6 protein-coding genes are annotated in these 13,104 nt (G+C 53.3%); all 6 read right to left on the bottom strand.

Annotated elements, in window-relative coordinates; all coding sequences use genetic code 11:
- Window positions 1-17: 17 nt before the first annotated feature.
- Window positions 18-1,211, bottom strand: coding sequence for an elongation factor Tu (gene tuf / locus CR46_RS0115200; protein ID WP_009723905.1), 1,194 nt, complete (start codon window positions 1,209-1,211; stop codon window positions 18-20).
- A 29-nt stretch (window positions 1,212-1,240) separates the two neighbouring features.
- The gene (gene fusA / locus CR46_RS0115205; protein ID WP_030074212.1) at window positions 1,241-3,364 is read right to left on the bottom strand and encodes an elongation factor G; all 2,124 of its coding nucleotides are present in this window, start codon (window positions 3,362-3,364) and stop codon (window positions 1,241-1,243) included.
- A 167-nt stretch (window positions 3,365-3,531) separates the two neighbouring features.
- Window positions 3,532-4,002: a 30S ribosomal protein S7 gene (rpsG, locus tag CR46_RS0115210; protein WP_009098975.1), complete on the bottom strand. Its 471-nt coding sequence runs from the start codon at window positions 4,000-4,002 to the stop codon at window positions 3,532-3,534.
- Between the two features lie 141 nt (window positions 4,003-4,143).
- Entirely contained in the window at window positions 4,144-4,518 is a 375-nt protein-coding gene (gene rpsL / locus CR46_RS0115215; RefSeq protein ID WP_009098973.1) for a 30S ribosomal protein S12, read from the bottom strand.
- Between the two features lie 198 nt (window positions 4,519-4,716).
- Window positions 4,717-8,931 carry a DNA-directed RNA polymerase subunit beta' gene (rpoC, locus tag CR46_RS0115220; protein ID WP_030074213.1) on the bottom strand — a complete coding sequence of 1,405 codons (4,215 nt, stop codon included), beginning with the start codon at window positions 8,929-8,931 and terminating at the stop codon, window positions 4,717-4,719.
- Window positions 8,932-8,941: 10 nt separating this feature from the next.
- On the bottom strand, window positions 8,942-13,018 hold the full coding sequence (rpoB, locus tag CR46_RS0115225; RefSeq protein ID WP_030074214.1) for a DNA-directed RNA polymerase subunit beta: 4,077 nt from the start codon (window positions 13,016-13,018) through the stop codon (window positions 8,942-8,944).
- Window positions 13,019-13,104: the final 86 nt, after the last annotated feature.

The following is a 13,104-nucleotide window of genomic DNA, read 5'->3' on the forward strand; positions in this document are numbered from 1 at the left end:
CAATCAATCAAGCAAGCTTACTTGATGATTTTTGCAACAACGCCAGCACCAACGGTACGACCACCTTCGCGAATTGCGAAGCGCAGACCGTCGTCCATAGCGATCGGAGCGATCAGGGTAACAACCATCTTAACGTTGTCGCCCGGCATTACCATTTCAACACCTTCCGGCAGTTCACAAGTTCCCGTTACGTCAGTGGTACGGAAATAGAACTGAGGACGGTAGCCCTTGAAGAAAGGCGTGTGACGACCACCCTCTTCTTTGGACAGCACGTACACTTCTGCTTCGAAGGTAGTGTGCGGGTTGATGGTGCCTGGCTTAGCCAGAACCTGGCCACGCTCGACGTCATCACGCTTAGTACCACGCAGCAGAGCGCCAACGTTCTCACCTGCACGACCTTCGTCGAGCAGCTTACGGAACATTTCAACACCGGTAACGATGGTTTTAGTGGTGTCGCGAATACCGACGATTTCTACTTCTTCGCCCGCTTTAACGATACCGCGCTCTACACGACCGGTAACAACAGTACCGCGGCCAGAGATAGAGAACACGTCTTCGATCGGCATCAGGAACGGCTGGTCGATAGCACGCTCCGGCTCAGGAATGTACTCATCCAGAGCTTTGATCAGATTCGCAACAGCAGTAGTACCCATGCCGTTTTCGTCTTCACCGTTCAGCGCCATCAGCGCAGAACCAGTGATGATCGGCGTGTCGTCACCCGGGAAGTCGTACTCGTCGAGGAGTTCGCGAACTTCCATCTCAACCAGTTCAAGCAGCTCTTCGTCATCGACCATGTCCGCTTTATTCAGGAACACAACGATGTACGGAACGCCAACCTGACGAGACAGTAGGATGTGCTCACGCGTCTGCGGCATCGGGCCGTCAGCAGCAGAACATACCAGGATTGCGCCGTCCATCTGCGCAGCACCGGTGATCATGTTCTTGACGTAGTCAGCGTGCCCCGGGCAGTCAACGTGTGCGTAGTGACGCTCTTCAGACTGGTATTCAACGTGAGACGTAGCGATGGTGATACCGCGCTCGCGCTCTTCAGGAGCGTTATCGATGGTATCAAACTCACGCCAGTCACCGCCGAAAACCTCAGCAGACACGCGGGTTAGGGCCGCTGTCAGGGTCGTTTTACCGTGGTCGACGTGACCGATGGTGCCGACGTTGACGTGCGGTTTGGAACGTTCAAATTTTTCCTTAGCCACTGCTATAACCTCTTTACGTTAGCTAACGGTTAACCGTTTTGATTGATGACGGCTTCAACGACGCTGGAGGGCGCCTCCTCGTACTTCGCGAACTCCATAGAGTAGCTCGCGCGGCCCTGGGTTTGCGAGCGTAGGTCGGTTGCATAACCGAACATCTCACCCAGTGGCACCGTTGCACGAATGACTTTACCAGAAGAGGAGTCATCCATGCCCTGCACCAGACCGCGACGACGGCTCAGGTCGCCCATGACGTCACCCATAAATTCTTCGGGGGTCACGATTTCGACCTTCATCACCGGCTCCAGCAGCACGGCCTTGGCCTTCCTGGCACCTTCTTTCACTGCCATAGAAGAAGCAATCTTGAACGCAGTCTCATTAGAGTCCACGTCGTGGAAGGAACCATCAAACAGCGTTACCTTGACGTCGATCATCGGGTAGCCCGCGATGACACCGTTTTTGAGCTGTTCGTAGGCACCCTTCTCAACCGCAGGCACGTATTCTTTGGGAACCGCACCACCTACGATTTCAGAGTTGAATTTGAAGAAAATTTCGCCTTCGCCTTCACCCTTTTCTGCTGCTACCAGCGGCTCGATACGCAACCAGACATGACCGTACTGACCGCGGCCACCTGACTGACGTACAAACTTACCTTCCTGCTCAACACTACCGCGAATGGTTTCACGATAGGCAACCTGAGGCTTGCCGATATTGGCTTCAACCTTGAACTCGCGACGCATACGGTCAACGATAATGTCCAGGTGTAGCTCGCCCATACCAGAAATAATGGTCTGGCCGGTTTCTTCGTCAGTCTTAACCTGGAAGGAAGGGTCTTCCTGGGCCAGTTTACCCAGAGCGATACCCATTTTTTCCTGGTCAGCTTTCGACTTCGGCTCAACCGCTACCGAGATAACCGGATCCGGGAATTCCATGCGCTCGAGAACAATTTTGTTATCGATATCACATAGAGTGTCGCCCGTGGTCACGTCTTTCAGACCGATACACGCTGCGATATCACCCGCCAGAATCTCTTTAATCTCTTCACGCGAGTTGGCGTGCATCTGAACAATACGGCCAACACGCTCTTTCTTCTGCTTAACGGAGTTGTAAACGCCGTCACCAGATTTAAGAACGCCCGAGTAGACGCGGATAAAGGTCAAGGTACCAACGAAGGGGTCGGTAGCGATCTTAAACGCCAACGCTGCGAACGGTGCGCTATCATCGGCTACACGAGTAGCGATGGTACCGTCTTTATCGTCAAGCTCACCTTCGATCGCTTTAACTTCTGTCGGCGAAGGCATGTATTCGATAATACCGTCGAGCACTGCCTGAACACCTTTGTTCTTAAATGCAGAACCACAGGTAACCAGAACAATGTCGTTTGCTAACGTACGCGCACGAAGACCAGCCTTGATCTCTTCAACTGTCAGCTCACCGCCTTCTAAATACTTGTCCATCAGCTCTTCAGAGCCTTCGGCAGCGGCTTCAATCATTTGCTCGCGATATGTTTCGGCTGTTTCTTGTAGCTCAGCCGGAATATCAACGAGATCAAAGTTCATACCCAGACTCGCCTCATCCCACAGGATGGCCTTCATCTGGATCAAGTCGATGACGCCTTTGAAGTCTTCTTCTGTGCCCCAGTTGATCTGGATTGGCACAGCGTTAGCCCCCAAGCGCTCTTTAAGCTGGTCAACGACCATAAAGAAATCAGCGCCGGTACGGTCCATCTTGTTGACGAATACCATGCGCGGAACTTCATACTTATTGGCCTGACGCCAAACAGTTTCGGTCTGCGGCTGAACGCCGGAAGAGCCACACAGTACAACGACAGCACCATCAAGAACACGCAAAGAACGCTCAACTTCGATTGTGAAGTCAACGTGTCCAGGCGTATCAATGATATTGATGCGATGCTCGTCAAACTGCTTGCTCATACCTTGCCAGAAGGTGGTAACAGCAGCAGAGGTGATTGTAATACCACGCTCTTGCTCCTGCTCCATCCAGTCTGTCGTCGCAGCACCGTCGTGTACTTCACCCACTTTGTGGGAAAGACCGGTATAAAACAGTACGCGTTCCGTTGTCGTGGTTTTACCCGCGTCAACGTGAGCGACGATACCGATATTGCGATAACGATTAAGTGGAGTCTTGCGTGCCACGGTGAAGCTCCCGTTAGTTGGCGATGCTCGTTAATTCAGCAGTATTCATTTTGCGTATGCTACTGCCGCCATCGACAACGATAGCGGCGACGTGTTGCAACATGGCGAAAAAATTCTTTAACGCAGCGCAACCAGCAAAAATGAATACATACTTAGAAACGCCGAGTTTAGAAACGATAGTGAGAGAAGGCCTTGTTGGCTTCTGCCATACGATGCACATCTTCACGCTTCTTAACAGCCGAGCCTTTGCCTTCAGCGGCATCCAGCATTTCACCTGCCAGGCGCTGAACCATCGTTTTTTCACCGCGGCGACGCGCAGCGTCCACCAACCAGCGCATTGCTAGGGCTTGGCGACGCGAAGGACGAACTTCGACCGGCACCTGATAGGTCGCACCACCAACGCGGCGCGACTTAACTTCGACCATCGGCTGGATGGTTTCCAGCGCTTTGTCGAAGATTTCCAGCGGCTCTTCATTACTACGCTCGGCAACCTTGTCCAACGCACCGTAGACGATGCGCTCAGCTATGGACTTCTTGCCGCTGACCATCAGATGGTTCATGAACTTCGCCAGACGCTCACTTCCGAACTTAGGATCCGGCAGGATTTCGCGTTTAGCTACAACTCTTCTTCTAGGCATGATAAGCCCTCAATTAAGGATCCTTCAGGTAAACCCGGAACTAATGTGTGCTAATTGCACCGCCCGACCTTACTCTTATCAGACCGTCATATTCGTATTAAGGTAACAACACAGCATCGTAAAACGCTGCAACAAGACGCCTTAGGACTTCGGACGCTTGGTACCGTACTTAGAACGACCCTGCTTACGGTTCTGTACGCCGGAAGTGTCGAGTGCGCCACGAACGGTGTGATAACGCACACCTGGCAAATCCTTTACACGACCGCCACGGATCAGAACAACAGAGTGCTCTTGCAGGTTGTGACCTTCACCACCAATGTAAGAAGACACTTCGAAACCGTTGGTAAGGCGCACACGGCAAACCTTACGCAAGGCCGAGTTCGGCTTCTTAGGGGTAGTAGTATAAACGCGCGTACATACGCCGCGCTTTTGCGGGCATGCCTGAAGCGCAGGTACGTCACTCTTAGTGACGGGGCGCTTGCGCGGCTTGCGCACTAGCTGATTAATCGTTGCCATGGTGTTTAGCTGACTCCAATGGTTGCCTGGCCTTTCAACAAATACGAGCAGCGGATGCGGGCGCACCCGCCCCACTGTTAAAGGCTGCGCATTCTAAAGGCTGACCCTAGGTGGCGTCAAGTCTTGCTGGCGGTTTAACCAGCAAGACTGCGCCATAAGGACCAGCGACTCGTTGTTACTCGTTTGCCTTACCGCTAATTACAGCTCGTCGTCTGAATCAAGGGCGGTTAACTGAGCACCAAGCTCCTGCTCAACTTCGGTAGCCGAGGGGTTGAACAAGCGCTCAACGTCTTCACGTTTGCGACGACGCTCTGCGTGGTGAGTCAGGCCGGTACCTGCCGGAATCAGACGCCCAACCACCACGTTTTCTTTCAGGCCGCGCAGATAGTCGCGTTTGCCTGTCACCGCTGCTTCGGTCAATACACGGGTCGTTTCCTGGAACGATGCCGCTGAAATGAACGACTCAGTGGCCAAGCTGGCCTTAGTGATACCCAGCAGCAAGCGCTGATACTTGGCTGGGAATTTACCTTCTTTCTCAAGACGCGCATTCTGCTCTAGTACGCGTACAAGTTCGGCTTGATCGCCAGTAATAAAGTCAGAGTCACCTGAATCAGAGATCTCTACCTTACGCAGCATCTGACGAACAATGACTTCGATATGCTTATCGTTGATGCCAACACCCTGCAGACGGTAAACATCTTGTACTTCAGCAGTGATGTATTTGGCCAGTTCCGCCACACCCAGTAATCGCAGAATGTCGTGGGGATTGCTCGGTCCATCCGAAATCACTTCACCCTTCTCGACGGCTTCACCTTCGAAAACAGCAATTTGACGCCACTTCGGGATCAGTGCTTCAAACGGATCGCCAGATTCCGGTGTAATCGTCAAACGACGCTTACCCTTTGTCTCTTTACCGAAGCTGATAACACCGCTGATTTCAGCCAGAATCGCCGACTCTTTCGGCTTACGCGCCTCAAAGAGATCAGCAACGCGTGGCAGACCACCAGTAATATCTTTGTTACCTGATGCTTCTACCGGGATACGTGCGACCACCTCGCCCACGCCAATGGTAGATCCATCGTCGACAGAGATAATCGAGTTGCCTGGCAGCAAGTACTGCACTGGCGTATTCGAGCCAGATACCGACACGTACTCACCCGCCGCGTCTTGCAGCATGACCATCGGGCGCTTATCGCGGCCGGCCATCGGGCGGGCTGCTGACTCAATCACCTCGATAGATGAAAGGCCAGTCATTTCATCGACGCTGCGGTGCATGGTGACACCTTCATCAAGGTCGATAAACTGCGCCTTACCTTCTACTTCAGCAATAATCGGATGGGTGTGCGGATCCCACTTCGCGACAATCGCACCACCATCAACCACGTCACCGTCACGAACAGACAGCTCGGCACCGTAGGGCAGTTTATAGTACTCACGCTCACGACCATGGTCATCAGCAACTGCCAGTGCACTTGAGCGAGAAACAACCACCAGCTTACCGTCAGCGCGCTCTACATGCTTGATGTTGTGCAGGCGTACTTTACCGCCATGCTTGACCTGAACGCTGTCCACTGCTGATGAACGCGATGCCGCACCACCAATGTGGAACGTACGCATGGTCAGCTGTGTACCCGGCTCACCGATGGACTGTGCAGCGATAACACCGACAGACTCACCAATATTGACCTGATGGCCACGTGCCAAGTCACGTCCGTAACAGGAAGCACAGACACCGTGGGCAGTGTCACAGGTAATGGTAGAACGAACGATAATTTCGTCGACACCCATGGTGTCTAGCGACGCACACCACTTTTCGTCCAGCAACGTGCCGCGCGGAATAAGCACTTCATCATTGCTCGGATCGATCACATCAATCGCAACAACACGACCAAGTACGCGCTGAGACAGCGGTACAATAATGTCGCCGCCCTCGATGATCGGGTGCAAGGTCAAGCCGTTTTCAGTGCCACAGTCGGTCTCAGTAATAACCAAGTCCTGAGCAACATCCACCAGACGACGAGTCAGGTAACCAGAGTTGGCCGTTTTCAGGGCCGTATCCGCAAGACCTTTACGTGCACCGTGGGTCGAGATGAAGTACTGCAGTACGTTTAGACCTTCACGGAAGTTAGCGACGATCGGCGTTTCGATGATTGAGCCATCCGGCTTAGCCATCAAACCACGCATACCCGCCAACTGACGGATCTGGGCAGCAGAACCACGCGCACCGGAGTCAGCCATGATGAAGACGCTGTTGAACGAATCCTGCTCGACTTCATTGCCTTCACGATCAATGACGGTCTCTTTTGAGATACCCACCATCATCGCTTTGGCAACTTTATCGTTGGCCTTCGACCAGATATCGATAACCTTGTTGTACTTCTCACCAGCAGTTACTAGGCCAGAAGAGAACTGGTCTTCGATCTCTTTAACTTCTGCTTCTGCAGCATCAACAATCTCGGTTTTCGCATCAGGAATAACGAAGTCGTTAACACCGATAGAGGCGCCCGACCACGTTGCCAAACGGAAACCGGTGTACATCAGTTGGTCAGCGAAGATAACCGTAGGCTTCAAGCCAGCACGACGGTAGACCTCATTGATCAAGCTAGAGATCGCCTTCTTCTTCATCGGCTGATCGATTAGCGAGAACGGCACGCCTTCCGGCAAAATACGGAACAGTAGTGCGCGGCCAACCGTCGTGTCATAGATGCGACGATGGAAACTACGCTCGCCGGTCTCTTCTTCGACATCGACTTCGTCCAGACGCACTTTCACGCGAGCATGCAGCGATACCGACTGAGTACCAAAGGCGCGCTCTACCTCATTGAGGTCAGAGAACACCATGCCCTCGCCTTTAGCGTTGATCTTTTCGCGGGTCATGTAATACAGACCCAGAACAACGTCTTGCGATGGAACGATGATCGGCTCGCCGTTGGCGGGTGACAGCACGTTGTTGGTAGCCATCATCAGCGCACGCGCTTCAAGCTGGGCTTCCAGGGTCAGCGGTACGTGTACCGCCATCTGGTCACCGTCAAAGTCGGCGTTGTAGGCGGCACATACCAGCGGGTGCAGCTGGATCGCTTTACCTTCGATCAACAGCGGCTCAAACGCCTGGATACCAAGACGGTGGAGCGTCGGTGCGCGGTTAAGCAGCACCGGGTGCTCACGGATAACATCGGCAAGGATGTCCCACACCTCAGGCAATTCGCGCTCAACCATCTTCTTGGCAGCTTTAATCGTTGAGGCGTAGCCCAACGACTGCAGCTTGGAGTAGATAAACGGCTTGAACAGCTCAAGCGCCATTTTCTTGGGCAGACCACACTGGTGCAGACGCAAGGTCGGCCCCACAGTGATAACCGAACGGCCGGAGTAGTCGACACGCTTGCCTAGCAAGTTCTGGCGGAAACGACCCTGCTTACCTTTGATCATGTCGGCAAGGGATTTCAGCGGACGCTTGTTAGAACCTGTAATGGCGCGGCCACGACGGCCGTTATCCAACAACGCATCAACCGCTTCTTGCAGCATGCGCTTCTCGTTGCGCACGATAATATCCGGCGCATTAAGATCAAGCAGACGCTTCAGGCGGTTGTTACGGTTGATAACGCGACGATAAAGGTCGTTCAGATCTGAGGTCGCAAAGCGGCCGCCGTCCAGCGGTACCAACGGACGAAGATCCGGCGGCAGCACAGGCAGCACTTCCATGACCATCCACGCTGGCGCGTTGCCGGAGTGGTAGAACGCTTCAAGCAGCTTCAAACGCTTTGAAAGCTTCTTAATCTTGGTTTCAGAATTAGTCTGCGGAATCTCTTCACGCAGGTGATTAATCTCTTCTTCCAGATCGATATCTTTCAGCAGCTCTTGGACAGCTTCGGCACCCATACGGGCGTCAAAGTCATCACCGAACTCTTCTAGCGCTTCAAAGTACTGCTCATCGTTGAGTAACTGACCACGCTCCAGCGTGGTCATACCAGGATCGATGACGACAAAGCTTTCAAAGTACAGCACGCGCTCGATATCACGCAGAGTCATATCGAGGAACATGCCGATACGAGACGGCAGTGACTTCAAAAACCAAATGTGAGCAACCGGCGATGCCAGCTCAATGTGGCCCATGCGCTCACGGCGCACGGCAGCCTTGGTGACTTCAACGCCACACTTCTCACAAATGATGCCGCGGTGCTTCATGCGCTTATACTTACCGCACAAACACTCATAGTCTTTTACTGGGCCGAAAATTTTGGCGCAGAACAGACCATCCCGCTCCGGCTTAAAGGTACGGTAGTTGATGGTCTCAGGCTTCTTCACCTCGCCAAACGACCAGGAGCGAATCATGTCCGGCGACGCCAGGGTAATCTTGATCGCGTCAAACTCTTCGGACTGAGATTGCGATTTGAGTACTTTCACCAAATCTTTCATGGGACGGCTCCTAGCTCTCTAACTCGATATCGATGCCCAGCGAGCGGATTTCCTTCACGAGTACGTTGAAGGATTCCGGCATGCCTGCCTGCATGGTGTGGTCGCCATCCACGATGTTTTTATACATCTTGGTGCGGCCTTCGACGTCGTCCGACTTGACGGTGAGCATCTCTTGCAGCGTATACGCGGCACCGTAAGCTTCCAGCGCCCACACTTCCATCTCACCAAAGCGCTGACCACCGAACTGCGCCTTACCACCCAGCGGCTGCTGAGTCACTAGCGAGTAAGAACCGGTAGAGCGCGCGTGCATCTTGTCGTCTACCAAGTGGTTCAGCTTGAGCATGTACATGTAGCCAACGGTCACCGAGCGGTCAAACGCATCGCCAGTACGGCCATCGTACAGCGTCATCTGTCCAGACTCAGGAATGTCAGCAAGCTTCAGCAGGTGTTTGATCTCGTGCTCTTTAGCACCGTCAAATACCGGCGTTGCCATAGGTACACCGCCTTTGAGGTTTTTCGCTAGCGCAATGATCTCTTCATCACTTAACGAATCAATATCCTCAACACGGGTTCCTGGCGTGTTATATATCTGGCCTAGGAAGTCACGAATTTCAGCAACTTGCTGACCACGTGCATCGCGTAGCATCGCGTCGATCTTGACACCCAAACCGCGGGCAGCCATGCCCAGGTGAGTTTCAAGAATCTGACCAACGTTCATCCGCGACGGAACACCCAGCGGGTTCAATACCACATCAACCGGCTCGCCCTTCTCATCGAACGGCATATCTTCGATGGGCATAATCGCTGAGATAACACCTTTGTTACCGTGACGGCCTGCCATCTTGTCGCCTGGCTGAATGCGACGCTTAACCGCCATGTAAACCTTGACGATTTTCAGCACGCCCGGTGCGAGATCATCGCCCTGGGTCAGCTTGCGCTTCTTATCTTCAAAGCGCTCGTCCATCTCTTTACGGCGGTTTTCGAGTTGCTCATCGGCTTGAGCCAACAGCTCGTTATAAGCCTCATCCTGCATACGCAGTTTGAACCACTGCTGGCGCGGTAGTTCGTCGAGGTAAGCCTCGTCAAGTACATCGCCTTTCTTCAGGTTCGGGCCGCCATTAACAGCCTGACCTTCCAATGTACGCTTCAGGCGCTCAAAGGTAGCGTCTTCAGCAATACGATAGGTTTCCTGAAGATCTTTACGAACTTCATCCAGCTGCATCTGTTCGATAGCAAGCGCACGAGAGTCTTTTTCAACGCCGTCGCGGGTAAATACCTGAACGTCGATGACGGTACCTTTCATACCAGTCGGCGCGCGCAGCGACGTGTCTTTAACGTCAGATGCTTTCTCACCGAAGATGGCACGCAGAAGCTTTTCTTCCGGCGTCAGCTGGGTCTCACCTTTCGGTGTTACCTTACCGACCAGAATATCGCCGGGGCCAACTTCAGCACCGATATAAACAACACCAGCTTCGTCCAACTTACCCAGCGCAGACTCCCCAACATTGGGAATATCGGCGGTGATCTCTTCCGGCCCTAACTTGGTATCGCGTGATACGCAGGTCAGTTCCTGAATATGAATCGTGGTAAAGCGGTCTTCTTGAACCACCCGCTCAGATAGCAGGATGGAGTCCTCGAAGTTGTAACCGTTCCAGGGCATGAACGCGATGCGCATGTTCTGACCTAGCGCCAAATCACCCATGTCAACAGACGGGCCGTCAGCAAGAATATCGCCACGGGCTACGCTGTCACCAGGGCGCACAATGGGGCGCTGGTTCATACAGGTGTTCTGGTTAGAACGGGTGTACTTGGTCAGGTTGTAGATATCAACACCAGCTTCGCCGCCGATGATTTCATCTTCATGCACCCGCACCACCACACGACGCGCGTCAACCGAGTCGATCACACCACCACGACGTGCCACGGCGCAAACGCCAGAGTCACGCGCAACAAAGCGCTCCATACCGGTGCCCACTAACGGCTTGTCAGCGCGCAGGGTCGGTACCGCCTGACGCTGCATGTTCGCACCCATCAAGGCACGGTTAGCATCATCGTGTTCCAGGAACGGAATCAATGCAGCTGCTACCGAAACTACCTGACGCGGCGACACATCCATTAGCGTGACTTGCTCAGGACGCATAAAGGTGGTTTCACCACGGTGACGCACCTGAACCAAGTCATCACTCAGCCTGTTGGACTCATCCACACCAGCAGATGCCTGGGCAATAACAAAGTCGCCCTCTTCAATCGCCGACAGGTGAACGATATCGTCTGTCACTTGCCCAGCATTGACCTTACGGTATGGCGTTTCGAGGAAGCCATAGCTGTTGGTGTGACTGTACGTCGCCAACGAGTTAATCAAACCGATGTTCGGGCCTTCCGGCGTTTCAATCGGGCAAAGGCGACCATAGTGCGTGGCGTGTACGTCGCGCACTTCGAAGCCAGCACGCTCACGGGTCAAACCACCTGGGCCGAGTGCAGACACACGGCGCTTGTGGGTAACCTCAGAAAGCGGGTTGTTCTGATCCATAAACTGGGAAAGCTGGCTAGAACCGAAGAACTCTTTCACCGCTGCCGCGACCGGCTTAGCGTTGATCAGATCTTGCGGCATCAGGCCTTCGCTTTCCGCCATGGAAAGACGTTCTTTCACCGCACGCTCTACACGAACCAAGCCAACGCGGAACTGGTTTTCTGCCATTTCGCCAACGCAGCGAATACGGCGGTTGCCCAAGTGATCGATATCGTCAACGTCACCGAAGCCGTTACGGATATTGATCAGCTCGCGTAGAACATCAAGGATGTCTTTACGATCCAGTACGCCAGAGCCTGTGTCGGTATCGCGACGCAGTCGGCGGTTGAACTTCATACGACCTACGCCTGACAGGTCGTAGCGATCTTCGCTGAAGAACAGGTTGTTAAACAGCGTCTCAGCAGCCTCTTTAGTAGGCGGCTCACCAGGGCGCATCATGCGGTAAATTTCAACCAACGCTTCAAGCGCAGAGCCTGTAGAATCTAGCTTCAGCGTATCGGAAATAAACGAACCACAGTCGAGGTCGTTGGTGTAGAGCGTTTCGATGTGGGTGATGCCACCCTGCGCCATACGCTCGAGTACTTCAGGCGTAATTTCGGTATTACACGGACAAATCAGCTCGCCAGTTTTAGTATCGATCTGATCTTTGGCCAACGTTTTACCAAACAGATACTCCATCGGTATTTCCAGACGATCCAGGCCAGCTTTTTCCAGCTGACGGATGTGCTTCTGGGTAATACGACGCCCTTCTTCAACAATGACATTACCTTCACCATCTTTAATGTCAAAGGTAGCGGTTTCACCGCGCAGACGTGACGGCACCAGCTCTACAAAGAAGCCGGTTTTCTCAATGCTAAACTTGCTAGTTTCGAAAAACTCCGCAAGGATCTCTTCGGTATTCATACCCAAGGCACGCATTAACACTGACGCAGGAAGTTTCCGGCGACGGTCAATACGCACAAAGACGTTATCTTTAGGGTCAAATTCGAAGTCCAACCAGGAACCACGATAAGGAATCACTCGGGCAGAGTAGAGCAGCTTGCCTGAGGAGTGGCTCTTACCTTTGTCGTGATCGAAGAACACACCGGGCGAACGGTGGAGCTGAGAAACGATAACCCGCTCAGTACCATTGATAACAAAGGTACCGTTCTCGGTCATCAGGGGGATTTCCCCCATGTAGACTTCCTGCTCTTTAATATCCTTGATTGCCTTGTTCGAGGAGTCGCGATCATAGATGATCAAGCGAACCTTGACACGCAGCGGGGCGGAATAGGTCACGCCACGCAGCTGACACTCTTTTACATCGAACGCCGGCGTGCCGAAACGGTAGCTGACATACTCCAGCGCCGCATTCCCAGAGAAACTCTCGATCGGAAACACGGACTTAAACGCCGCGTGCAGACCAATCTCGTGGCGCTCGTCGGGCGAACGATCCTGCTGGAGAAAGTCGTAGTAGGAATCAAGCTGGATGGCCAGCAAGTAAGGCACATCCATCACTTGGGGCAGTTTGCCGAAATCCTTGCGGATGCGTTTTTTCTCAGTATATGAGTAAGCCATCTGTATTCCCCAGCTTGTTCACCATGGGTGACCGATGCGTGGTCATCTGCCCCGCGGGCGTTTCAGACGCAGACAGCAAGCTCCTA

The organism is Vreelandella neptunia, assembly GCF_000712975.1.
GTDB classification, from domain to species: domain Bacteria; phylum Pseudomonadota; class Gammaproteobacteria; order Pseudomonadales; family Halomonadaceae; genus Vreelandella; species Vreelandella qaidamensis.